The 23,823-nt window shown below is 75.5% G+C and carries 20 protein-coding genes and 1 pseudogene; 11 read left to right on the top strand and 10 right to left on the bottom strand.

The genetic code is table 11. From position 1 onward, the window contains the following. Nucleotides 1–9: 9 nt before the first annotated feature. On the bottom strand, nt 10–492 hold the full coding sequence (greA, locus tag BJP59_RS12755) for a transcription elongation factor GreA (RefSeq protein ID WP_021483866.1): 483 nt from the start codon (nt 490–492) through the stop codon (nt 10–12). A 328-nt stretch (nt 493–820) separates the two neighbouring features. Further along, a complete protein-coding gene (locus BJP59_RS12750; protein ID WP_194521104.1) occupies nt 821–1,255 on the bottom strand; it encodes a DUF4307 domain-containing protein in 435 nt (144 codons plus the stop codon). 266 nt (nt 1,256–1,521) lie between these two features. Here BJP59_RS12750 and mca point away from each other — a divergent pair. From mca to BJP59_RS12735, 3 genes and pseudogenes are all read left to right on the top strand, one after another. After that, nucleotides 1,522–2,402: pseudogene (mca, locus tag BJP59_RS12745) on the top strand (mycothiol conjugate amidase Mca). Continuing rightward, nucleotides 2,399–2,902: a hypothetical protein gene (locus BJP59_RS12740; protein ID WP_194523152.1), complete on the top strand. Its 504-nt coding sequence runs from the start codon at nt 2,399–2,401 to the stop codon at nt 2,900–2,902. Before mca ends, BJP59_RS12740 begins: the two are co-directional and overlap by 4 nt. A gap of 2 nt (nt 2,903–2,904) precedes the next feature. Next, on the top strand, nt 2,905–3,711 hold the full coding sequence (locus tag BJP59_RS12735; RefSeq protein ID WP_228485043.1) for a carbon-nitrogen hydrolase family protein: 807 nt from the start codon (nt 2,905–2,907) through the stop codon (nt 3,709–3,711). 43 nt (nt 3,712–3,754) lie between these two features. Here the strand turns inward: BJP59_RS12735 and trhA are convergent, their stop codons facing one another. Next, on the bottom strand, nt 3,755–4,423 hold the full coding sequence (gene trhA, locus BJP59_RS12730; RefSeq protein ID WP_228485433.1) for a PAQR family membrane homeostasis protein TrhA: 669 nt from the start codon (nt 4,421–4,423) through the stop codon (nt 3,755–3,757). 372 nt (nt 4,424–4,795) lie between these two features. Here trhA and BJP59_RS12725 point away from each other — a divergent pair, with 372 nt between their 5' ends. From BJP59_RS12725 to BJP59_RS12715, 3 genes are all read left to right on the top strand, one after another. Further along, entirely contained in the window at nt 4,796–5,557 is a 762-nt protein-coding gene (locus BJP59_RS12725; RefSeq protein ID WP_043655243.1) for an isoprenyl transferase, read from the top strand. Nucleotides 5,558–5,616: 59 nt separating this feature from the next. Further along, complete coding sequence (locus BJP59_RS12720; RefSeq protein WP_194521102.1) at nt 5,617–6,144, top strand: MarR family winged helix-turn-helix transcriptional regulator; 528 nt, start codon at nt 5,617–5,619, stop codon at nt 6,142–6,144. 137 nt (nt 6,145–6,281) lie between these two features. Then, nucleotides 6,282–7,484, top strand: coding sequence for a glycerate kinase (locus tag BJP59_RS12715; protein ID WP_194521101.1), 1,203 nt, complete (start codon nt 6,282–6,284; stop codon nt 7,482–7,484). Nucleotides 7,485–7,526: 42 nt separating this feature from the next. Here BJP59_RS12715 and BJP59_RS12710 read toward each other — a convergent pair whose 3' ends face one another. The 5 genes from BJP59_RS12710 to BJP59_RS12690 form a co-directional block, all read right to left on the bottom strand. Then, on the bottom strand, nt 7,527–8,735 hold the full coding sequence (locus BJP59_RS12710; protein ID WP_194521100.1) for an AAA family ATPase: 1,209 nt from the start codon (nt 8,733–8,735) through the stop codon (nt 7,527–7,529). 92 nt (nt 8,736–8,827) lie between these two features. Continuing rightward, complete coding sequence (locus BJP59_RS12705; RefSeq protein ID WP_021483739.1) at nt 8,828–9,235, bottom strand: RidA family protein; 408 nt, start codon at nt 9,233–9,235, stop codon at nt 8,828–8,830. A 72-nt stretch (nt 9,236–9,307) separates the two neighbouring features. Then, nucleotides 9,308–10,684, bottom strand: coding sequence for an alanine racemase (locus tag BJP59_RS12700; protein ID WP_194521099.1), 1,377 nt, complete (start codon nt 10,682–10,684; stop codon nt 9,308–9,310). A gap of 49 nt (nt 10,685–10,733) precedes the next feature. Further along, complete coding sequence (locus BJP59_RS12695; RefSeq protein WP_194521098.1) at nt 10,734–12,386, bottom strand: N-acyl-D-amino-acid deacylase family protein; 1,653 nt, start codon at nt 12,384–12,386, stop codon at nt 10,734–10,736. Beyond that, complete coding sequence (locus BJP59_RS12690; protein WP_228485042.1) at nt 12,383–14,158, bottom strand: beta-N-acetylhexosaminidase; 1,776 nt, start codon at nt 14,156–14,158, stop codon at nt 12,383–12,385. The genes BJP59_RS12695 and BJP59_RS12690 overlap by 4 nt, the downstream gene beginning before the upstream one ends. 132 nt (nt 14,159–14,290) lie before the next feature. Here BJP59_RS12690 and BJP59_RS12685 point away from each other — a divergent pair, with 132 nt between their 5' ends. The 5 genes from BJP59_RS12685 (at nt 14,291) to BJP59_RS12665 (ending at nt 21,136) form a co-directional block, all read left to right on the top strand. Further along, nucleotides 14,291–15,322 carry a LacI family DNA-binding transcriptional regulator gene (locus BJP59_RS12685; protein WP_194521097.1) on the top strand — a complete coding sequence of 344 codons (1,032 nt, stop codon included), beginning with the start codon at nt 14,291–14,293 and terminating at the stop codon, nt 15,320–15,322. 337 nt (nt 15,323–15,659) lie between these two features. Next, nucleotides 15,660–17,426, top strand: coding sequence for a glycoside hydrolase family 13 protein (locus tag BJP59_RS12680; protein WP_194521096.1), 1,767 nt, complete (start codon nt 15,660–15,662; stop codon nt 17,424–17,426). A gap of 110 nt (nt 17,427–17,536) precedes the next feature. Then, entirely contained in the window at nt 17,537–18,937 is a 1,401-nt protein-coding gene (locus tag BJP59_RS12675; protein WP_021483402.1) for an ABC transporter substrate-binding protein, read from the top strand. Nucleotides 18,938–19,100: 163 nt separating this feature from the next. Beyond that, the gene (locus BJP59_RS12670; protein WP_082774394.1) at nt 19,101–20,066 is read left to right on the top strand and encodes a carbohydrate ABC transporter permease; all 966 of its coding nucleotides are present in this window, start codon (nt 19,101–19,103) and stop codon (nt 20,064–20,066) included. Continuing rightward, nucleotides 20,063–21,136 carry a carbohydrate ABC transporter permease gene (locus BJP59_RS12665; RefSeq protein ID WP_086150852.1) on the top strand — a complete coding sequence of 358 codons (1,074 nt, stop codon included), beginning with the start codon at nt 20,063–20,065 and terminating at the stop codon, nt 21,134–21,136. Before BJP59_RS12670 ends, BJP59_RS12665 begins: the two co-directional genes overlap by 4 nt. A gap of 175 nt (nt 21,137–21,311) precedes the next feature. Here BJP59_RS12665 and BJP59_RS12660 read toward each other — a convergent pair whose 3' ends face one another. Beyond that, a complete protein-coding gene (locus BJP59_RS12660) occupies nt 21,312–22,619 on the bottom strand; it encodes an alkaline phosphatase (protein WP_228485041.1) in 1,308 nt (435 codons plus the stop codon). A 162-nt stretch (nt 22,620–22,781) separates the two neighbouring features. After that, nucleotides 22,782–23,822 (bottom strand): DUF2804 domain-containing protein, encoded by a 1,041-nt coding sequence (locus tag BJP59_RS12655; RefSeq protein WP_194521095.1) that lies wholly within the window; start codon nt 23,820–23,822, stop codon nt 22,782–22,784. Nucleotide 23,823 lies beyond the last annotated feature (1 nt).

Below are 23,823 nucleotides of genomic sequence, written 5' to 3'. Positions count from 1 at the left end.
GGGGGCGCGTCAGCCCTCGAAGGGCTTCGCGGCGGTGATCTTCACGGCGATCTCGTTGCCGTTCGGAGCGGTGTAGCTGGTCTCGTCGCCGACGGTCTTGCCGTCGATCGCGGCACCGAGCGGAGACGTCGGCGAGTACACGTCGAGGTCCGTCGTGCCGGCGATCTCGCGCGAGCCGAGGAGGAACGTCATCTCGTCGCCCGCGACGACGGCCGTGACGACCATGCCGGCCTCGACCTTGCCGTCGTCCGGCGGCGTGCCGATGCGCACGTTGCGCAGCTTCTCGGTGAGCTCGCGGATGCGGGCCTCGTTCTTGGCCTGCTCCTCGCGGGCGGCGTGGTAGCCGCCGTTCTCCTTGAGGTCGCCCTCGTCACGGGCGGCGGCGATGCGCTCCGCGATCTCGGTGCGGCCCTCGCCGGACAGGTGGGCGAGCTCGGCCTGCAGCCTGTCGTGCGCCTCCTGGGTCAGCCAGGTGACGGTGGTGTCGGTCACGGTTCGCTCCTTCCTTTCCATGGTTCGACGGTCGCGCCGGGCACGGCCGTGCAGAGACGGGCAGCCGGGGCGCGTGCTCACGCGAGCGCCTGCCTGCCCGGGTCGGTGACGCTGCCCGGGTGGCAGCGCGGAGGACTGGTTCCCGCCGGACCGCCGGGTCGCCCGGTGGTCGGTCGCCTGTCACGAGCACCGGCCGCGGGCCGCACGCGGTCGGGTGCGGGAATCCCTCAGGATAGCAAAGCACGAGGTGCGGACGGCGCGGGGCGGGGCGGTCAGGCGGCACGACGGACGGGAGTGCGGCGGCCGGGCCGCACGACGGCCGGGCGGCTCAGGGAGCCGGGCGGCAGGACTGGACGATCCCCGTCGTGGCGAGCTCCGACGTCGCGACGCTCACGGTGTAGCGCGACTCCGTGACCTCGACGGGACCGACCGTGACGTCGACCGTGCCGACCTGCGCGTAGCTCTCGGCGAGCGCGTCGAGGGTGCACGTCGCCGTCGTGCCGGGGTCCATGTACACCTCGAACGTGACGTCCACGCGCTCCGGGCTGACGACGGTGTACCCGAAGTCCTTGTAGCGCACCGGCTCGTTCGCGTAGCGCAGCCCGATGACGAACGTGATGGCGAGCCCGACGACCGCGACGAGCACGATCCCGACGACCGCCAGGCGCCGACGCCGCTCGGTGGGCTCGGGCCCGTACCGCCCCGCCGGAGGGCGCAGGGGCGTGCTCGGGCTCGGCTGCGGGGCGGTGGTCTCGTTCGTCATGGTGCGGTCCCGTGGTCGGTGCCGCCGCGCCCCGGTCGCTGGCCCGGCGGGTGCCGGCGGTGGCCGGCGGTTCGTCAGGTGTGGGCGCGGTGGTGGATCATGTCCTCGACCCATCTTCGCAGAGCCCCGGCCCTCGTCGTGCACCCACGGCGTCCTGCCGCGTCCCAGGCCGCGCGAGGAGACGTACGACGCACCCGGGAGGACCAGTGGCCGAACCCGCGGCCGGATCGACCACCCACCGCGAGCAGCCGGAGACGCTCCGTCTCCTGGCCGTGCACGCCCACCCCGACGACGAGTCGAGCAAGGGCGCCGCGACGACGGCGCGCTACGCGGCCGAGGGCGTGGACGTGCTCGTCGCCACGTGCACCGGGGGCGAGCGTGGCGACATCCTCAACCCGAGCTTCGGCGAGGGCCCGGCGGACATCGAGGGCATGCGCGCCCTGCGCCGCGTCGAGATGGCCGCCGCGGCGCGCGCGCTCGGCGTCCGGCAGCAGTGGCTCGGGTTCGTCGACTCGGGGCTGCCCGAGGGGGACCCGCTGCCGCCGCTGCCCGAGGGCTCGTTCGGTCTCGTGCCTCTCGAGGAGGCGGCCGCGCCGCTGGTCGAGCTCGTGCGCGAGTTCCGTCCGCACGTCGTCACGACGTACGACCCGTCGGGCGGCTACCCGCACCCGGACCACGTCATGTGCCACCGCGTCGCGTTCGAGGCGTTCCACGCCGCGGGCGACCCGGAGCGCTACCGCCGGGAGGGCGGCGCGGCGCCCTGGTCGCCGCTCAAGCTGTACTACAACCACGACTTCTCGATGAACCGCATCCGCACGCTCCACGAGGCGATGCAGGGCGCGGGCCTGGAGTCGCCGTTCGGCGACTGGGTCGAGTCGCGGTCCGCGCGGGAGATCCCGAGCGCGAGGTCACGACGCGCGTCCACGTGGCGCGCTACTACGCCCAGCGTGACGCGGCGCTCATCGCGCACGCGTCGCAGATCGACCCGGAGGGCTTCTTCTTCGCGATCCCGCGCGACCTCGAGGTCGACGTGTGGCCGTTCGAGGAGTTCGAGCTCGCGGAGTCGCGCGTCCCGACGGACCTGCCGGAGGACGACCTGTTCGCCGGCGTGCGGGAGCTCGTCGCGGGCGAGGAGGTGGCCTCGTGAGCGCGGCACCCTTCCTCGACGTGCCGACGCTCGCGGGCGGCCCGGGCTGGGCGGCGGACGTCGTCGCGGAGACCGCGACGCCGAGCCCGTCGGACGACCCGCTGCGCGAGGACCTGGACCCGAACGACGTGTCGCCCGGCCTCGCCGGGTTCCTCGCGATCTTCGCCGTGGCGCTCGCGACCGTGGCCCTGTTCTTCGGGCTCTCGCGCCAGCTCCGACGCATGCGGCACAACGCCGAGACCCAGGGGATCGGCCCGGACGGCCCGGTCGACGCCACCGCTCCGGAGACCCCCGCCGGCTCCGCGACCGCCGGCTCCGCACCGGACGGCTCCGCGACCGCCGGCTCCGGACCGGACGGCTCCGCGACCGCCGGCTCCGGACCGGACGGCTCCGCGTCCGACAGCGCCGCGTCCGACGGCGCCGCGCCGGACAGCTCCACGTCCGGCGGCACCCGCGACGGGCGCGGCCCGGCCGAGAGCGGCCCGGAGCGGCAGGGCTGACCGTGGCGACCGGCGCTCGCGTCACGATCGGGCAGCTCGAGGTCTCGGCCGACCACGCCGCGAACCTCGTGACCGTCGGTGCGGCGTTCCGGGAGGCAGCGCGCGTGCGCGCCGACCTGCTGGTGCTGCCGGAGTACGCCGCGGCGTTCGACCCGCGCGGCACCGGCGCGGAGCACGCGGAGCCGCTGGACGGGCCGTTCGTCGGCACGCTGCGCCGGCTCGCGCGCGAGCACGGTGTCGCGGTCGTGGCGGGGACCCTCGTGCCGGGCAGCGCGCCCGGCCGGGCGGTCAACGTCGTCGTGGCGGTGGCCGCCGCGGGCGACCTCGTGGGGACGTACCGCAAGGTGCACCTCTACGACGCCTTCGGTCACCGCGAGTCGGACCGGCTCGACGCGGGGGACCCGGCCGCGCCGCCGCTCGTGCTGCGCGTCGGCGACCTGACGTTCGGCGTCATGACCTGCTACGACCTGCGCTTCCCGGAGAGCGCGCGGCGCCTCGTGGACGCGGGCGCCGACGTGCTTGTGGTGCCGGCCGCCTGGGCGGCGGGCGAGCTCAAGGCGGACCAGTGGCGCACCCTCGCGCGGGCCCGCGCGATCGAGAACACCGCCGTCGTGCTCGCCGTGGGCCAGGCGGGCCGGGGCGTGACCGGGCGCTCCCTGCTCGTCGGCCCCGACGGCCAGGTGGGGCTGGAGCTCGGCGAGCGCGCGGAGCTGCGCAGCGCGGACCTCGACCCGGCCGCGCTGGCCGCGGTGCGCGAGCGCAACCCGTCGCTCGCGAACCGGCGCTACGTCGTCGTCCCGAAGGACTGAGCCGACGCGGGGCGCCCGGGTGGGCGCTCCGCGCGACGGGCGCTCAGCGCGCGGCGAGCGCCGCGACGAGGATCGCGGCGTAGTGGCACCCGTAGCCGACGACCGTGAGCACGTGGAAGATCTCGTGGAAGCCGAACCAGCGCGGGCTGGGGTTGGGCTTCTTGACGCCGTAGACGACGGCGCCCAGCGTGTAGGCGAGGCCGCCGACGGCGACGAGCCAGACGATCGCCGGGCCGTTCGTCGTCGTCCAGAACTGGGGCATGTAGCCCACCGCGACCCACCCGAGCGCGACGTAGATGGGCACGTACACCCACCGCGGGGCGTCGAGCCACAGGATCCGGGCGAGGAGGCCGAGCAGGGCCCCGCTCCACACGATCGCGAGCAGGATCGTCGCGGTCCGCTGGGGGAGCAGGAGCACGGCGAGGGGCGTGTAGGTGCCCGCGATGATGAGGAAGATGTTCGAGTGGTCGGCGCGGCGGAGCACGCCCGCGACGCGCGGCGACCACGTGCCGCGGTGGTAGACCGCGCTCGTGCCGAACAGCAGGCACGCGCTGAGGCCGAAGACGGCGCACGCGACCTTGCCCGCCACGGGCGGCGCGACGAGCACGAGCACGATGCTCGCGACGAGGGCGACGGGGAACGTCCCCGCGTGGATCCAGCCCCGCAGGCGCGGCTTGACGACCTCGGCGACCTTCGCGACGGCGTCGCCCACGTTCTCGCGGACGGACTCGAGCGCGTCGGTGCCGGGTGCATGTGCGGGGTCCGGGTCGGCGGGCGGGGCGCTCGGGGTGCGGTCGCGGTCGGTCGGTCGGTCCACGACGTCTCCTCGGTGGTGTGTGTCCGGGCACGGAAGAGGCCGGCGCGGGGCTCCCACACCAACCTACGCCATCGTAAGTTACGCCAACGTAGGTTTGCGACCCGTCCCCGCCCCGCGGTGTGAAGATCCTGGGCAGGGGCGTGCGGAGCGGTCCCGGCCCGCCGGACCGGGCGCGGGCGAGCGGTAGCGTGTGCGGGTTCGGCCCGAGCGCCCCCACCGGGGCGCGCCCGCCGGGCGTCCCCGTCCGCCCATCGCCGAGGAACCAGCGTGCGCCTGCCCCGCCCCGTCTACGGACTCTACGAGCGTCGCCTCGCGGCGACCCTCTCGCGCGAGAGCGTCCCGCGCCACGTGGGGGTCATCCTCGACGGCAACCGGCGGTGGGCGCGCTCGTTCGGGGAGTCCACGGCGACCGGGCACCGCCGGGGCGCCGACAAGATCACGGAGTTCCTGGGCTGGAGCGAGGACCTCGGCGTCGAGGTCGTCACGCTGTGGATGCTCTCGACCGACAACCTGTCGCGCTCGCAGGAGGAGCTGTCGGCGCTGCTCGACATCATCGAGGACGCCGTGCGCGACCTCGCCGAGACGGGCCGCTGGCGCCTGCGGGTCATGGGCCGGCTCGACCTGCTGCCCGAGCGGCTCACGGCGGCGCTGCGCGACGCCCAGCAGCGCACGGCCGCCGTCGACGGGCTCCAGGTCAACGTCGCGATCGGCTACGGCGGGCGCCACGAGATCGCCGACGCCGTGCGGTCGTACCTGCGCGAGCAGGCCGCCGCGGGGGCGCGCCTGCAGGACCTCGCGGAGAACCTCGACGTCGAGCACATCGAGGAGCACCTCTACACCAAGGGCCAGCCGGACCCGGAGCTCGTCATCCGCACGTCGGGCGAGCAGCGCCTCGGCGGCTTCCTGCTCTGGCAGAGCGCGCACTCGGAGTTCTACTTCTGCGAGGCGTACTGGCCCGACTTCCGTCGCGTCGACTACCTGCGCGCGCTGCGCGCGTACTCGCAGCGCGAACGCCGCCTGGGCCGCTGACCGGCCACCCGGCGGGTAGGGTCGATGCGAACGCATCGACCGAGCCGTCCGGGGGCGACATGACGCAGCAGCACGCCGACGACGCGGGTCCCGAGCCGGGCCCCGGGAGCGCGCGCCTCGCCGTCGAGACGTGGGAGTCCCTCTTCCGGGCCCAGGTCGCGATCATGCGGCGGCTGCAGTCCGACCCGGTCTGGGACGGCCTGACCCTGCGCGAGTACGACGTGCTGTTCTCGCTGACGAAGGGCCCCGAGGACGGGATGCGGCTGCGCGACCTCAACGCGTACATCCTGCTCAGCCAGCCCTCGCTGAGCCGCATGGTGGACCGGCTCGCGGCGCGCGGCCTCGTCGACCGGGCGACCCCGCCGGACGACGCGCGGGGCACGCTCGTCCGGCTCACCCCGGCGGGCCGCGAGCTCCAGCGCACGACCGGCCGCGCGCACGCCCGGGCCATCGCGACGTACGTGGGCGGCGCCCTCGACGACGCCGACCTCGCGACGCTCGGCGAGCTGCTCGAGCGGCTGCGTGCCGCGCAGTCGGACATCCCGGACGCCGCGCCGGGACGCGCGGCGGGCGCCCCGGGCGCCTGAGCGCGCGCCCACGGACGACGCGGTCACTCCGGCCGCCTCGGTACCGGCCTCGCGGTCTCGGCGCTGTGGCGCGGAACACGTCCGGTCCGTCCCTTCCGCTGCGGGCCGTCGCGCGTCGGCCTGCCTAGGATGCGAGCGTGTCCTCAACGCCGAGCACCACCCCGAACCCCGTCCCCGGGCCCCGCGCCGACGGCCCGCTGCGCGTCGTCGTCGCCCCCGACTCGTTCAAGGGCAGCCTGAGCGCCGCCGACGTCGCGCACGCCGTCGCGACGGGCGTGCGCAGCGTCGTCCCTGACGCGGAGGTCGTCGAGCTCCCCATGGCCGACGGCGGCGAGGGCACGCTCGAGGCCCTGCTCGCCGTGTGGGGCGTCCCGGCCCGGGAGGTCTCCACGGTCGACGCGATCGGCCGTCCCCGCACCGCGCGCTACGGGGTCTCGGCCGACGGCCACCTCGGCGTGGTCGAGCTCGCCGAGGCGAGCGGGCTGCCCCAGGTGAGCGACGTCGCGCTCCAGCCCCTGCACGCGCACACCCGCGGCACGGGCGCCGCGGCGGCCGCCGTGCTCGACGCGGGCGTCGAGGAGGTGATCGTGTGCCTCGGCGGGTCGGCGTCCACCGACGGCGGCGCGGGCATCCTCACGGGCCTCGGCGCGCGGCTCCTCGACGCCGACGGGACGACTGTGCCCGACGGCGGTGAGGGCCTCGCGCGGGTCGCGCGGCTCGACCTGTCCGGCCTGCACCCGCGGGCGCGCGAGGTCCGCTGGCGCCTCGCGGTCGACGTCACCAACCCCCTGCACGGCGAGCGGGGCGCGGCGCACGTGTTCGGACCGCAGAAGGGCGCCCAGCCGGCGGACGTGGCGTTCCTCGACGACGCGCTGCGGCGCTGGGCGGGAGTCCTCGTGCAGGAGACCGGCGTCGACGTGGCGGAGCTCGCGGGTGCGGGCGCCGCGGGCGGCGTTCCCGCGGGCATGGTCGGCGTCCTCGGCGCCGAGCTCGAGCCGGGCGCGCGCCTCGTCGCCGAGGCGGTCGGGCTGCCCGCTGCCATCCGCGCCGCCGACCTCGTCGTCACGGGCGAGGGGTCGTTCGACTCGCAGTCCGTGAACGGGAAGGTCGCGGACGCGATGGGCGCCCTCGCGGCGGAGGCACCCCACCGGCCTCCGGTCGTCGTGCTCGCGGGCCGGGTGCTGCTGCCCGCGCACCAGGCGCGCGAGGCCGGGATCGCCGCGGCGTTCAGCATCGCGCCCGGGCCCATCGCGCTCGACGAGCTGCTCGACCGCACGGCGTCCCGCCTCGTCGACCTCGCGGCGACCGTCACGAGCCTGCACGTCGCGTCGCGGCGCTGACCGGCGCGTCCCCCGGCCGGCTCCCGGGGGACGGCGCCGCCGTCAGCGCTTCGGCCAGCTCCACGCGGGCTGGTCGAGGAGCCCCTCGCGCCCGGCGACCGTCGTCTCGCCGAACGGTGACCGCACGAGCTCGACCTCCACGAGCTCGTCCGCGCCGGGCAGGTCCGCCGGGCCCGACGCGGCGGCGTCGCGCAGCGCCTCGACGAGCGGCGGCGCGTGCGTGACGACCACGACCTGCGTCTCGCGGCCCGCCGCGTGCACGAGCGCGCCGAGCGCGGGCAGGAGGTCGGGGTGCAGACTCGTCTCCGGCTCGTTGAGCACGAGGAGCTCGGGCGGTCGCGGCGAGAGCAGCGCGGCGACGAGGAAGAGATAGCGCAGCGTCCCGTCGCTGAGCTCGGCGCCGGTGAGCGGCCGGAGCAGGCCGTCCTGGTGGAAGGCGACCTCGAACCGGCCGTCGTCGGCGTGCACCGCGAGCCGGCTGCCGGGGAAGGCGCGGGCGACGGCGTCGTCCAGCTCGTCGCCGCGCCCCAGGTCGCGCACGGTCTCCAGCGCTGCGGCGAGGTCCGCGCCGTCGTGCGCGAGGACGGGCGTGCGGGTGCCGAGCTGCGGCGAGCGCGCCGGGGCGTCGGCGTCGGTGCGCAGCTGGTCGTAGAAGCGCCACGACCGCAGGCGCTCGCGCACCGCGACGACCTCCGGCGCGCCCACCGGGTCGACGAGCTCGGTGAGCACGCTGTCGAAGGGCCGCAGGCGCGCGGGTGAGGACTGCCAGCGGCCCGCGTCGTCGCGCACGCGGACGGCCGGTCCGCGCCGCTCGACCTGGAGCGTCGCGGGCCGCGGGACGGGCCCCGACCAGACGGTCTCGACCTTGATCTCCGGGTCGAGGGCGAACGCCGACCCCGGGTGCTGCGGCAGGCCGAGGTCCACCGCGTAGCCCAGGTCGTCCGGCGTGGCCCCCGCGAACCCGAGGCGCAGCGCGACGGGTGCCGTTCGGCGCGTGCCCTGGACCGGGCCCCCCGCGCGCGCCGCCCGACCGCCCTGCTCGGGCCCGGCCCAGAGCGTCGACCGCAGCCCGCCCTCGCGGGCCACCGCGCCGACGGCGCCCCCGAGCGCGCACCCGGACAGCAGGCGCAGCGCGCGGTACAGGCTCGACTTGCCCGTCCCGTTCGCCCCGGTCACGACCGTGAGCCGCCCGAGCGGCAGCACGAGGCTCCGCAGCGAGCGGTAGCCCTCCACCGCGATCGTCGCGAGCATCGGTCACCTCCCGCCCGGCACGCTACGCGCCGGGTCCCACGCGGCGGCGCGGGACCCGGCGCGGAGCGTGGCGAGGCGGGCTGTGTGGCGCGTCAGTCGGTGATCGCGAACGCGTCGATCTCGACGAGCATCTCCTCGCGCGGCAGACCCGTGAAGACCGTGGTGCGGCTGGGGAGCACGCCCTTCGTGGTGTGCTGCGCGACGAACGCGCCGTAGGCGTCGTTCATGATCGGGAAGTCCTCGCGCTTCGTGAGGTACACGCGGAGCATGACGACGTCGTCGAACGTGGCGCCGGACGCCTCGACGATGGCGCGCACGTTCTCGAGCGTGCGCGTGGTCTGCGCGGCGACGTCGCCGGGGTAGAGGTACTCGTTCGTCGCCGGGTCGACGGGCCCCTGGCCCGAGACCTGGACGAACGGTCCCTTGCGCACGCCCTGGTGGAACGTGTGCGCGGGGGCCGGGGCGTCGGGGGTGGAGATCGCGGTCTTCTCGGTGGTCATGCGGGGTCCTCTCGGGGTGTCCGGGTGTCCGGGTGTCGTGCGGGGTCGGAGTGGGTCAGCGGTGTGGGTCGGTCAGAGGTCGATCGTCGCGAGGTCCACGACCTCGTCGCCCCGCACGACGGCGGCGACGCGCCACCGGTCGAAGGTCGTGCAGGGGTGGGAGATGCCGAAGCCGACGACGTCGCCCGGGCGGACCTGGGCGGTGGCGGGGCCGCCGACCTGCCCGGCCCCGGCCCCGTCCGCGTCCAGCGCGAGGTAGAGGTGCTGGTCGTTGAGCGCGGTGACACGGGTGCCGGCGAGCTCGCGCGGGGCGAGCCAGCCGTCGTCGGACTGCGAGCGCAGCCAGAGCGCGACGGGCAGGTCGATGTCGAACGAGACGTCGCGCCGGCCGATGCCGCAGACCGCGAGCCCGGGCTCCGGGACGGAGAGCACCTGGCCCCAGACGGTCGCGGCGGCGCGCAGCGGCTCGGCGCCGGGGATGCGGCTCCACGGGTCGGTGCGCGAGTAGAAGCCGTGGTCGTGCGTCACGTACGCGCCCGAGCGCACGACGACGCGGACCTCGACCTCGCGCCCGTCCGCGCCGGGGACCGGGCCGGGCAGCCCGGCGAGCACGACGTCGAGGAACGAGCTGCCGCCCGCCGACAGCACGAGCGGCTCGTCCACGCCCGCGAGACCCTCGCGCACGAACGCGGTGCCGAGCGTGCGCAGGTCCTCGCACCAGGCGGCGACGGCGCCGAGCTCGTCGGCGGTCGTGCCGCCCACGACCGAGCCCTCGTACCCCGTCGCGCCGAGCAGGCGCAGGCCCGACGCGCGGAGAGCGCGCGCGAGGTCGAGCGCCGCGGCGGTGCTGCGGACGCCGGTGCGCCCGCCGGGGACACCGAGCTCGACGAGCACGCCGAGGCGCGCGCGGACGGCGGCCGGGGCGTCGGCGAACCCGCGGGCGAGCAGGTCGACCCCGTGCGGCGAGTCGACGCACAGCCACACCTCGTCGTCGCCTCCCGCGGCTTCGGCGCGCGCCAGGTCGTCGCGCAGCCACGCGATCTCGCGCGGGTCGAGCAGCTCGTTGGCGAGCAGCACGCGTGGCACGCCCCAGTCGCGCACCGTGCGCAGCTGGGACGGCGTCGCGACCGTCGCGCCCCACGCCCCGGCCGTAGCCTGGCGCGCGTAGAGCGCGCGGGACATCGTCGTCTTCACGTGCGGCGCGTGCTCGACCCCGCGCTCGGCGCACACGCGCGCGACGGTGCCGACGTTGTGGTCGAGCGCCGCGTCGTCGAGCGTGAGCAGCGGCCAGGAGAACGCGGTGTCGGTGACGCGCGGCGAGCCCGCGAGCACGTCCGCGACGGTGGTCCCGGCCGGGAGCCGCAGCCCCTTGGTCCGGGGCCCGACGACGTCGCCCGCCCAGGGGCGGTCGGGTGCGGGCCGCGCGGCGTCGTGCGTCGTGCCGGTCATGGGGTCCTCCTCGGGGACGGGGCTCTCGTGGACGGGGGCAGGGCGCGGGTCACGCCGCCGGTGCGCCCGGACGCAGCGGGCGGCCCGGGAGCGCGTCGGTGAGCGCGCCGTCGCGCAGGACGCGCACGCCCGCGACCAGCACGTCGTCCACGCCCGACGCCGGGCGGCGCGGGTCCTCGTACGTCGCCTCGTCGCGTACGCGGTCGGGGTCGACGAGCGCGAGGTCCGCGACCGCCCCCGGGACGACCGCGCCGCGCCCGGCGAGCCCGAAGCGCGCGGCAGGCCGCGCGGACAGGTGCGTGACGGCGTCGTGCCACGTCCAGTCCCCGAGCGTACGCACGTGCTCGGCGAGGAAGCGCGCGAACGCGCCCCAGCCGCGCGGGTGGGGGCGGCCGCCACCCCCGACCGGCGCGTAGATCGCGTCGGACCCGCCCACGTGCGCCCGGTGGCGCAGCAGGGCGCGGACGGACTCGGGGGAGTTCGTGGGCGGCTGGGCGAACACGCACGACGCGCGCAGGCGCGTCGCGACGAGCAGCCGCACCGCGGTCTCGGCGGGGGACAGCCCCAGGCGCGCGGCGACGTCGGGCAACGTCATGCCCTCGGTCCACGACAGGTCCTCGACCGGGCCCGCCGCGGCCCCGGCGGCGGGACCGGTCGGCACCGCCGCCATCGTCACGCGCGGCCACAGGTCGGCCAGGTGCGGGAAGTGCTCGCGGTGCAGGCGCTCGAGCACCGCGGGGTCGGCGAGCGCCGCGACCGTCGCGTCGACGTCCGCGATGGGGAGCCACGTCGGCAGCGACACCATGGACAGGATCGAGCAGCCGCGCAGGTACGGGTACGAGTCGAACGTGACGTCCAGGCCCGCGGCGTGCGCGTCGTCGACGTACCCCAGCAGCTCCGCGGCCGGGCCGTGGTAGTGCGAGACGTGCGTCGCGACCCCGGACGCGCGCGCCACGCGCACGAGCTCCGCGAACGCCGGGCCGGCGCGGTCCTCGTAGCCGCGCATGTGGGACACGTGCGGCACGCCGCGGGCCGCGAGCACGCGCGCGAGCGCGACGAGCTCGGCCTCGTCGGCGTACGTCGCGGGGACGTACTCCAGGCCGGTCGACAGGCCGAGCGCGCCGTCGTCGAGCGCGGAGGCGAGCAGCGCGAGCATCCGGTCCGTCTCGGCGGGCGTCGCGGGGCGCGCGGCGGCGCCGAGCACCGCGTAGCGGATCGTGCCGTGCGGGGCGAGGTAGCCCACGTTGACGCGGGTCGTGCCGTCGTACGTGGCGAGGAGGTCGGCGACGGACCCGCCGCGGAACGTCGGGTGCTCGCCGTTGATCGCCGTGAAGTACCCGCTCGCCCAGGCGGCGGCGTCGTGCAGGCCCGACACCGCGGGCCCGCCGTCGGCGTCCGGGCGCGGCGAGGGCGCGTAGGACACCCCGTCCTGCCCGACGACGACGCTCGTCACGCCCTGGCGCAGCATCGCGAGCTGCACGTCGGCGTCGAGCACGGCGGCCTCCCCGTGCACGTGCGCGTCGACGAACCCGGGCAGCAGGAGCCGGCCGTCCGCGTCCAGCACGTCGGCGCCCGCCGGAGCGGTCCCGGCCGCGGGCGCGACGCCCTCGACCCGGCCCGCGCGCACGGTGACGTCGACGGGGGCGGAGGGGCCGCCGTCGGGCTCGACGAGGCGCGCCCCGCGCACCACGAGGGCGCTCATGCCGGGCCGCCCGCGTCCTCGTCGCGACCTTCGACCCAGCCGCCGACGCCGCGCAGGCCGCCCGCGGCGAGCTCCTCGGCACGATCGCGCGGCCAGCCCGCGACCCCGGGCCGGGTCTGCCACGGGTGCGGCCCGTCGAGCGGCCGGTACTCCACGCCGGCCGCGTCGAGGCGCGGCAGGTGGTGCGCGACGAGGCGCTCGTGGAACGCGCGCGCCGCGGGGGACCCGGGGGAGCGGTCGGCCTCGGGGGACCACATGACCTCGGCGAACGCCGCGAGGCGCGGGAACGCGGCGTAGTCGACGCGGCGCGCGGAGTCGAGGTGCTCGGACCAGAGCTCCGCCTGCCCGCCGAGCAGCGCGCCCGGCGCGGGAGCCGGACCGGCCGCCGTGCCGTCCGCGGCACCCGCGAGCTCGGCCGGCAGGGGCTCGAACGCGTACACGTCGTCGAGCGTGGTGAGGAACCCGACCGGCACGGGCTCGTCCGGGGTGTCGCCGCCGCGGTGGTCGAGGTACACGACCTGCTCGGGCGCCATGACGACGTCGTGGCCCGCCGCGAGCGCGTCCGCGCCCACGGCCCAGCCGCGCCACGACGTCACGACGACGTCGCGCGGGAGCGCGGGGCCGAACGCCTCGTCCCACACGACCGCCCGCCGCCCGAGGGACGCGACGTGCTCGGCGAGCCGCGCGAGGAACCAGCCGTGCAGTCCGCCGACGTCGTCGAGCCCGAGCGCCTGCGCGCGCGCGACGATCGCGGGGTTCTCGCGCCACAGCGTCGTGGGCACCTCGTCGCCGCCGATCGCGACGAACGGCGCGTCGAAGATCTCCAGCACCTCGTCGAGCACGTGCCGGAAGAAGGTCAGCGACTCCTCCGACGGGTCGAGCACCTCGGTGCTCACGCCCCACGTGGTGCGGACCTCGTGCGGTCGCTTGCGCGTGCCGAGCTCCGGGTACGCGGCGACGGCGGCCTCCACGTGCCCCGGCGCGTCGATCTCCGGGACCACGGTGACGCCGCGCTCGCGCGCGTACGCGACGATCTCGCGCAGGTCGTCCTGCGTGTAGAAGCCGCCGTGCGGACGGCCGTCGGCGACGCCGGCGCGCCAGGTGCCGAGCCCGGACTCGCGCCGCCACGCACCCACCTCGGTGAGCCGGGGGTAGCGCGCGATCTCGACGCGCCACCCCTGGTCGTCCGTGAGGTGGAGCTGGAGCACGTTGAGCCGGTGCGCCGCGGCGAGGTCCACGAACCGCAGGACGTCGGCCTTCGGCAGGAAGTGGCGCGCGACGTCGAGCAGCACGCCGCGCCACGCGAACCGCGGGTGGTCGGTGACCGCGACGTGGGGGAGCGCGAGCGTCGCGCGACCGCCCGCGCCCGTCACGCCGGGGGCACGACGGAATGCGGCGGGGCCGGCGAGCTGGCGCAGGGTCTGGGCCGCGGCGTGCGCGCCGTCGAGGTCGGACGCACCGACCCGGACGCCGTCGTCGCCGACGACGAGGCGGTAGCCCGACGGCGGGAGGTCGTCGTCGACCGCGAAGACCACGGACGGGGTGCCGTCGGCGGGCGCGGCGCCCGCCGAGGCGGGCACGAGGTCGAGGCCGAACGCGTCCTCGGTGACGCGCCGCCACCAGCGCGCCGCGCGGCGCAGGGCGGGGTCCGCGACGACGGACGTCCCGTCCGCGACGGCGGTCGTCCCGGCGCCGGGCTCGAGCGTCACCGGGGCGGGGAGGATCCCGGCGGGGTCCGCCGTGGACGAGGTGGGCACCTTTTGGAAGGACACCGAACGAGCCTAGCGGGCCTGCGCGGTGCGCTCCTACCCGGCTGTGGACGGGCGGACAGCGCTGCCGCAAACGTGCGTTCACCGTGGGAAGGATCACGCAAGCGGCTTGCAGCCGGACGTATAGTCGACGGCATGTCGAGACGTCTGGCGGAGGTCGCCACCAAGGTCGGTGTCAGCGAGGCCACCGTGAGCCGCGTGCTCAACGGGAAGCCCGGCGTCTCGCAGGCCACGCGTGACGCGGTGCTCACGGCGCTCGACGTGCTCGGCTACGAGCGGCCCACCAAGCTGCGCGGGGAGCGCGGCCGGCTCGTGGGGCTCGTGCTCCCCGAGCTCGTCAACCCCATCTTCCCGGCGTTCGCCGAGGTGATCGGGGGCGCGCTCGCGCAGCAGGGGTTCACCCCGGTGCTGTGCACGCGCACGGCGGGCGGCGTGACGGAGGCCGAGTACATCGACCTGCTCCTGGGCCAGCACGTGTCGGGGGTGATCTTCGCGGGCGGCTTCTACGCCGAGCGCCAGGCCGACCACGCGCACTTCCGCCGGCTCGAGAAGCTCGGCCTACCCGTCGTGCTGATGAACGCGTCCGTCGAGGACCTCGACTTCCCGCGCGTCTCGTGCGACGACCTCGTCGCGATGAACCAGGCGCTCGGCCACGTGCTGTCCCTCGGCCACGAGCGGGTCGGCCTGCTCCTCGGCCCGGCCGACCATGTGCCGTCCGAGCGCAAGCTCGCCGCCGCGCAGGCCTTCGCCGAGCGGCACGGCCACGCGCTGGACCCGGCGCTCGTCGTGCACAGCCAGTACTCGCTCGAGAGCGGTCAGGCCGCCGCGAACCGGCTCCTCGAGGCCGGCGCGACGGCGATCGTGTGCGCGAGCGACCCCCTCGCGCTCGGCGCGGTCCGCGCCGTCCGCCGCGCGGGGCGCGACGTGCCCGCCGACGTCTCCGTCGTCGGCTACGACGACTCGAACCTCATGAACTCGACGGACCCCGCGCTGACGACCGTGCGCCAGCCCATCGAGCCGATGGGTCGCGCGGCCGTCGACCTGCTCGCCGGCATGATCGCGGGCGCCGACGTCTCCCGCGACGAGCTGCTCTTCGAGCCGGAGCTCGTCGTGCGCGGCTCGACGGCCGCCGCGCGCCCGACGGGTCGTGACGCGACGGTCGCCTGACCGCACCCTCTTCCTCCTGGGCCCCGGCCCGGCCGCCTCGTGCGCGCCGGGCCGGGGCCCTCGTCGTCTGCCCTGCGGCGGGAGCCGCTCCCACCTCCGGCCGAAGGCGTCGCGGTCTGGACACGCCGAGATAGCGTTTCGATAACGCTGCTGTCGGGTTCTTGCGCGGATGATGTCGACTAGTTACTGTCATGCCCGACGGCGCGGTCGGCACCCGGTGCACGACGGCCGTCCCGGGACCATCCCGGGACCATCCCGGACGGCATCGAACGCCGTGCGCCGACCGACGGGGCGATCACCCCGACCACCCGGCCACGCACTCACGGAAGAGGACGCGGTGAGCAACGACCACCCCCGAGCCGCCGACGGCGCGCCCACCCCCGACGCGGCCCCCACGGCGGCGGCACGGCCGGCGGCCTCGTCGCCCGACTGGTGGCGCAGCGCCGTGATCTACCAGGTGTACGTGCGCAGCTTCGCGGACGGCAACGGCGACGGGACGGGCGACCTCGCGGGCGTGCGCCAGCGCCTCGGCTACCTGCGCGACCTCGGTGTCGACGCGATCTGGTTCACCCCCTGGTACGTGTCCCCGCTCGCGGACGGCGGCTACGACGTCGCCGACTACCGCGCGATCGACCCGCAGTTCGGCACGCTCGCCGAGGCCGAGCAGCTCATCGCGGAGGCCCGCGCGCTCGGCATCCGCACGATCGTCGACGTCGTCCCGAACCACGTCTCGTCCGAGCACGAGTGGTTCCGCGCGGCCCTCGCGGCCGGCCCCGGGTCGCCCGAGCGCGAGCGCTTCTGGTTCCACCCGGGCCGGGGCGAGGACGGCTCGCAGGTCCCGACGCACTGGGTCTCGGAGTTCCAGGGCGGCACGTGGACGCGCACGACGAACCCCGACGGCACGCCCGGCGAGTGGTACCTCCACGTGTTCGCGCCCGAGCAGCCCGACCTCAACTGGGACCACCCCGACGTGCGCCGCGAGCACGAGGACATCCTGCGGTTCTGGTTCGACCGCGGCGCCGCGGGCATCCGCATCGACTCGGCGGCGCAGCTCGTCAAGGACCCGGCGCTGCCCGAGGTCCCGGACCACCCCGGCCCGGGCGAGCACCCGCACGTCGACCGCGACGAGCTCCACGACATCTACCGCGGCTGGCGCGCCGTCGCCGACGCGTACGACGAGCCGCGCGTGCTCGTGGGCGAGGTCTGGCTCGCGGACCGGGAGCGGTTCGCCCGGTACCTGCGCCCGGACGAGATGCACACGGCGTTCAACTTCGACTTCATGGCCCGCCCGTGGGACGCGAAGGCGCTGCGGGAGTCCGTCCAGACCACGCTCGACGCGCACGCGCCGGTCGCCGCCCCCGCGACCTGGGTCCTGTCGAACCACGACGTGACCCGCCCCGTGACGCGCTACGGGCGCGAGGACAGCTCGTTCGCGTTCGCCACCAAGCGGTTCGGCACGCCGACGGACCTGGCGACCGGGCGACGTCGGGCCCGCGCGGCCGCGCTGCTCTCCGCCGCGCTGCCCGGCTCGCTGTACCTCTACCAGGGCGACGAGCTCGGCCTGCCGGAGGTGGAGGACCTCCCGCTCGACGCGATCCAGGACCCGATGCACGCGCGGTCCGGCGGCGTCGACCCGGGCCGCGACGGCTGCCGCGTCCCGCTCCCGTGGACGCGCGGCGGCACGAGCCACGGCTTCGGGCCCGACGGCGGGGCGCAGCCCTGGCTGCCCCAGCCGCACGGCTGGGGCGAGCTCTCCGTCGAGGCGCAGACCGGCGACGAGACCTCGGTGCTCACGCTCTACCGGCGCGTCCTCGCGACCCGCCGGGCCGAGCCCGCGCTCCGGGCCGGCGGGTTCCGCTGGCTCGACTCGCTCGGCGGGGTCGTGCTCGGCGACGACGTCCTCGCCTTCGTCCGCGAGGCCCCCCGCGACGGCGACGGACGCGCGGTCGCGTGCGTCGTCAACCTCGGACCCGACGACGTCCCGCTCCCCGCGGACGCCGAGGTCCTCCTGCGCAGCGACGCGCCCGGGAGCCCGCCCCGCGCGAGCGACGCGCCGGGCGCGGCGCGCCTGCCCACCGACACCGCCGTCTGGCTCCGGGCCTGACCGCGGCGACCGCCACGAGAACCCGGGCCGCGGGGCCCCGGCCCCCCGACCCGCACCCGCTACCCAGCACCCCGTAACCCACCCAGCACCACCGGAACCCAGGAGCGACGATGAAGTCCACACGTCAGGCGACCGCCCTCACCCTCGCGGGGGCGCTCGCGTTCAGCACGCTCGCCGCGTGCTCGAGCGGCGGCTCGGGCAGCGACGACGAGAGCAGCGGCTCGGGCGGCGACGGGAAGGTCACCCTCAAGGTGGTGTCCCTCCTGCCGGGCTCCGAGCAGGAGGCGATCGACGCCTTCAACGCGCAGGTCGAGGAGTTCGAGGCCGCGAACCCGGACATCGACGTGCAGCCGGAGGAGTACGAGTGGAAGGCGACGACGTTCGCCCCGCAGCTCGCCGGCGGCACGCTGCCCGACGTCTTCGAGATCCCCTTCACCGACGCCAAGACGCTCGTCGAGAACGGTCAGCTCGCCGACCTCGACGAGCAGTTCCGGACCCTGCCGTACGCCGACAAGTTCAACCCGGCGATCCTCGAGGCCGGGACGGGCTCCGACGGCCACGTCTACGCGATCCCCGCGAAGAACGTGTACGGCGTGGGCCTGCACTACAACCGGGAGCTGTTCGAGTCCGCCGGCCTCGACCCCGACCAGCCGCCGACCACGTGGGACGAGGTCCGCGAGGACGCGAAGAAGATCGCGGACGCCAACCCGGGCGTCGCGGGCTACATGCAGATGTCGCAGAACAACACGGGCGGCTGGCAGCTCACGGTCAACACGTTCGCGCGCGGCGGTCGGACGCAGGAGGTCGCCGACGACGGCACCGCCACGTCGACGCTCACGAACGACGGCACCAAGGAAGCGCTCGAGTGGCTCCAGGCCATGCGCTGGGAGGACAACTCCCTCGGGAGCAACTTCCTCCTCGACTGGGGGACCATGAACCAGGCGTTCGCCGCGGGCCAGGTCGCCATGTACACGTCGGGCTCGGACGTCTTCACGTCGCTCGTCCAGACGAACGCGATCGACCCCGCCACCTACGGCCTCGCGGCCCTGCCGCTCGAGGGCGACGACGCGGGCGTCCTCACCGGCGGCACGCTCGCCGCGATGCCGGCGGACGTGGACGAGGCGAAGAAGGAAGCCGCGATCAAGTGGATCGACTTCTTCTACCTCGGCAAGCTCGTCGACGAGAAGCGCGCCGTCGCCGACGCCGAGACGCTCGTCGCGAACGACCAGCCCGTCGGCACCCCGGTCCTGCCGATGTTCTCCCCGGAGCAGTACCAGCAGAACCAGGAGTGGATCAAGGACTACATCAACGTCCCGCTCGACCAGATGACGAGCTACACGGACACGATGTTCGACCTGCCGCTCGTGGGTGAGCCGTCGCAGAAGACGCAGGAGATCTACGCCCTGCTCGACCCCGTCGTCCAGGCCGTCCTCACCGACGAGAACGCCGACGTGGACGCGCTGCTGGAGCAGGCGAACACCGAGGCGCAGGCCCTGCTCGACCAGGGCTGACGCCCGTCGGGGCGCGCGGGCACACCATCCGCGCGCCCGGGCCCGCAGACCCGGGTCGGCCGGCGGCGCCCCCTGCCGGCCGACCCGTACCCCGCCGGTGCCCGACGGCGCGACGCACCTCGCGTCGTCGGGCACCTCCCACCGCACCGAAGGACGTCCGCCCGTGACCGCCACCACCGCCCCGCCGCGACGGGGACCCGCCTCGCACGCGCGGGCCGACCGCGGCGGCCGACGCCGCAGCCCCGTGACGTGGTTCCGCGGCGGCGGCCTGAGCAACCTCGTGTTCCTGCTCCCGCTGATCCTCATCTTCGGCGTCTTCTCGTGGTTCCCGATCGTGCGCGCGGTGATCATGAGCTTCCAGGAGACGAACCTCGTGAGCGACCCGACGTTCGTCGGGCTCGACAACTTCCGCCAGGTGCTCAGCGACCCGCTCCTGGGCAAGGCCGTGAAGAACACGCTCTACTTCGCGTTCCTCGCGCTGCTGTTCGGGTACCCGATCCCGCTCGTCGCCGCCGTGCTCATGCGCGAGGTCCGCCGGGCGCGCGGGCTGTACTCCGCGCTCGCGTACCTGCCGGTCGTCGTGCCGCCGGTCGTCGCGGTGCTGCTGTGGAAGTTCTTCTACAACGGCAGCCCGACAGGCGTGTTCAACACGATCCTCGGCTGGGTCGGGCTCGGCCCGTACCCGTGGCTCCAGGACGCCTCGACGGCGATGCCCTCGCTCGTGCTCGCCGCCACGTGGGCCGGCGCGGGCGGGACGATCATCATCTACCTCGCGGCGCTCACGAGCGTGCCGCCCGAGCTCTACGACGCGTCCGAGGTCGACGGCGCCGGGCTGTGGCGCAAGATCTGGCACGTCACGCTGCCCGCGCTGCGCGGCGTCCTGTTCATCACCCTGATCCTCCAGGTGATCGGCACGGCGCAGGTCTTCCTCGAGCCCTACCTCTTCACCGGCGGCGGGCCGAACAACGCGACCCTGACGATCCTGCTGCTCATCTACCGCTACGCCTTCCAGAACAGCCTGGGCGGCGACTACGGGGCCGCGACCGCGCTGTCGATCATGCTCGCCGCCGTCCTCGCCGTCTTCTCGGTCCTCTACTTCCGGCTCACCCGGTCCTGGAGCACGTCATGACCCTCTCGCCCACCGACAACCCGAGCGAGATCGGCGTCGTCTCGCAGGACTCCGCGGCGGCGGCCGACGGCACGCCCGCGGGCCCGACGGACGGGACGGACGCCGCCCGCCGCGCCGCCGAGGCGAGCCGCACCCGTCGTGAGGCGGACCGCCGACGGCTGCGCGCGCGCCGCCGCAAGGCGCTCGACGGCGTCGAGGACCGCGGCGCGCTCTCCGAGGCGGACTGGCGCCGCCCGTCCGTGCGGTGGGGGATGGGCACGACCCACGTCCTGCTGCTCGTGGTCCTCGTCGTCGCGGGCCTCGGACCGATGCTGCTGCTCGCGAAGTACGCCGTCACGCCGACGCAGGACATCCTGCGCACGCCGATGGCCGTCTTCCCGAACGGCATCGCGTGGGACAACCTCGACAAGGCGTGGAACGACGTCCAGGTCAGCCGGTACTTCCTCAACACGATCTGGCTCGCGGTCGGGTCGTGGGCGTCGCAGATCCTCGTCGCGACGACGGGCGGCTACGCGCTGTCCGTGCTGCGCCCGCGGTACGGGAAGGTCGTGCAGGCGCTCGTGCTGTCGACGATGTTCGTGCCCGCGATCGTCCTGCTCGTCCCGCTGTACCTGACGATCCTCGACCCGCCGCTGCTGGGGCGCTCGCTCATCAACAGCTTCTGGGCCGTGTGGCTGCCCGCAGGCGCGAGCGCGTTCAACGTGCTGCTCGTCCAGCGGTTCTTCGACAGCCTCCCGCGCGAGGTGTTCGAGGCCGCGCGCATGGACGGCGCCGGGCCGTACCGGCTGTTCTGGTCGGTCGTGCTGCCGATGTCGCGCCCGATCGTCGGCGTCGTCTCGGTGTTCGCGGTCATCGCGGCCTGGAAGGACTTCCTCTGGCCGCTGCTCGTCCTCAAGGACCCGGCGATCCAGCCGCTGTCCGTGCGCCTGCCGTCCATCGAGGCGTCGACCGACCTTGGCGTCTTCCTCGCCGCGCTCGCGATCTCGACCCTCATCCCCGTCGGCCTGTTCCTCGTCTTCCAGCGCATGTTCCTCCAGGGCGCCGGCCTCGGAGGAGCGGTCAAGGGCTGACCCCAGCGCTCGGCCCCCCGGTCCCCACCCCCTCTCCGCACCCCCCTTCTCCGCCCCCACCTCTCCGTCGAACACGGGGTCGGCGACCGGAATCGTCTCGATCCGGTCGCCGACCCCGTGCTCGGCGGCGCCAGGCCCGTGGTCGGCGGCGCGGGGCCGGGCGGCTCCCCGTGGCTCAGCCGCGACCGCGGGGCTGCATCGCGCGCAGGATGGCGTCGTGGACGTCGGTGTTGCGCTGCGCGCCCGCGAGCCGTGCGGCGCCCGGGCCCTGCGCGGTGATCGGCGTCGCCTCGCCCGTGTGGCCGCCCGTCGTCCAGTCGACCGTGAACTGCAGGTCGGAGCCCGCGAGGTCGAACGGGCCGTCCTCGGCCGTCGCGCCCTCGCCGCCCTCGTCCGCGGGGTCGACGTTCTCGATCGCGAGCCCGCCCGTCGCGTGGTCGCCCACGACGAGCACGAGCGTGTCCCGGTTCCGCTTCTGGAAGTCGAGCGCCAGCGCGACGGTCTCGTCGAGCGCCTGCCCGGCCTGGATCGTGCGCGTCGCGTTGGAGCGGTGCGCGAACTCGTCCACGCCCTCCTCCTCGACGAGCAGGAAGAACCCGTCGCGGTCGCGCGACAGCACGTCGAGCGCCTTGGCCGTCATGTCGACGAGCGGCACCTCCGGCTCGTAGAGGTCGCCCTCGCCCTCGTTGCGCTGCTCGAACATCTCCTCGTTCGCGAACAGGCCGAGCAGCTTGCGCCCGCGCGCGTCCGCGAGGCCCTCGGCGTCGCTCACGTACGTGTAGCCGAGGTCCTGGGCGCGCTCGACCAGGTTCCCCTTCGTCCCCTTGCTCTGCTCGGTCGGGTCCTTGGCGGGGTTGTCCTCCCACGCGCCGGGGTCGCCCGCCGGGTACCACCAGTCCTCGCCGCCGCCGAGGACGACGTCGGGCCGCGAGCTCTCCAGGAGCTGGCGCGCGATCTCGCTCTGGTCGCCCCGGTCGGGCACGTGCGCGCCGAACGCCGCGGGCGTCGCGTCGGTGACCTGCGCCGTCGTGACCAGTCCGGTGGCCTTGCCCGCGCCCCGGGCCGCCTCGAGGAGCGTCGGGACCGGGTTGCCGTCGACGTCGACGCCCACCGCCCCGTTGTACGTCCGGACCCCGGACGCGAACGCCGTGGCGCCCGCCGCGGAGTCCGTGACGGCCTCCTCGGGGTCGGCCGAGTCCGTCGTGGTCCACCCGGCGTGCTCGAGCGAGTCCATCGCGAGCTGCCCGTCCTTGCCCACCGTCGCGAGCCGGACCAGCTCGCGGTGCGAGAGCCCGAGCCCGTCGCCCTGGATGAAGATGACGTTGCGGGCACGGTCGTTCCCGTGGCCCTGGCCGCCGCCGCGGTCACCGCCCCGGTCGTCGCCGCGCTCGCCGCCGCCGCCGAGCGGCAGGAGCATCACGAGCGCCGCGGCGGCCGCGACCCCCGTCGTCCCCGCGCTGAACCGTCCTCGTCGTGCCTGCATGAGATTCCCCTTTCCCACCGGCGCCGGCTCCGGTGCCGGCACGGCCGCCGCGGACGGGTCGCCGTCGTCGCGGGGCACGCCCGACGGCGTCGGTGCCGCCGGGACGCTCCCCACGCTAGGCAGGGGCGGGGGACTGGCAAGCCGGGCCGGGGTGCGGGGCGGTCACCAGCGGTTGTGGACCTCCTCGGCCCAGCCGACGAGCCCGTCGAATCGCACCGGCGCGGGCGGGGTGCCGCCCGCACCCGGCGCGGCCGGCGGCGTGAACGTGCCCGACCAGTGCCCGAAGCACTGGTCGGTCGACGACGAGACGACCCCGAGGTGCGTGCGCGTGACCTTCGTGTGGAAGGGCACGAACGTCGTGTCGAGGCCGCCGCCGCTGACGCGCCACGGCCGGTCCGGGTCGGCGAGGTCGTAGTCCCAGACGAGCTCGTCGGGGAGATGGTGGAGACGCCCGTCGACGAGGACCGCGTTCTCGGTCGATCCCGTGCCGACCGTCCAGCGGCCGCCCACCTGGATCCCGACGACCCGGCCGTGGCTCTCGCCCGAGCCCGCGCCCCAGTTCCACCGGACGTCGTAGGGCCAGCGCCCGCGCCCGTGGTCGAGCACGGCCCACGACGAGCCGGCGGGCACGTCGACCGTCCGGCCGTCGACCCACAGCGTCCCGTGCGCCGGGCGGGCCACGTCCTTGACCGTGTACTGGAACCGCGTGTCGCTCCACGGGACCACCACCGCGAGCCGCTCGTGACCCGGCGGCAGCGTGGCGACGACGTCGAACGAGACGTCGCGCGTGCGTGCCCGCAGGCGCGTGCCGCCGTCGACCTCGTCGAGGTCGATCGCGAGGTTCCTCGCCCGGGCGCGCGCCGGGCCGTCGCCCAGCGTGCCGGGGAGCTCGACGCCGCGCGCCGGCACCACGGTCGCGCCGGCACCCCACGTCCGGCCCGACTCCCGGTCCAGGACCCACACCTCGTGCACCGCGGCGTAGTCGATCGAGGAGACGGTGAGGGCGAGGACGTGCGTCGGGGTGGTGACGCCCCAGTACTCCCAGCGCTTGTTCCGGCCGAACCGGCGCGGGCCGCCCGCGCCGCGCCGCCCGATCGCGTCGGTGCCGACGAGGGGCCGGCGGGCCCAGCCGACGGCCCGGCGGTCGAGGCGGCCGTCGGGGCGCGTGAGCGGCACGCGCTCGGTGATCTCCGGGAGCAGCACG

Origin of the sequence: Cellulosimicrobium sp. JZ28, assembly GCF_015327065.1 — a bacterium.
In the GTDB taxonomy this organism is placed as follows: domain Bacteria; phylum Actinomycetota; class Actinomycetes; order Actinomycetales; family Cellulomonadaceae; genus Cellulosimicrobium; species Cellulosimicrobium funkei.
Note: the sequence above shows the minus strand (reverse complement) of the source record. Positions and strands in the feature narration are given on the sequence as shown.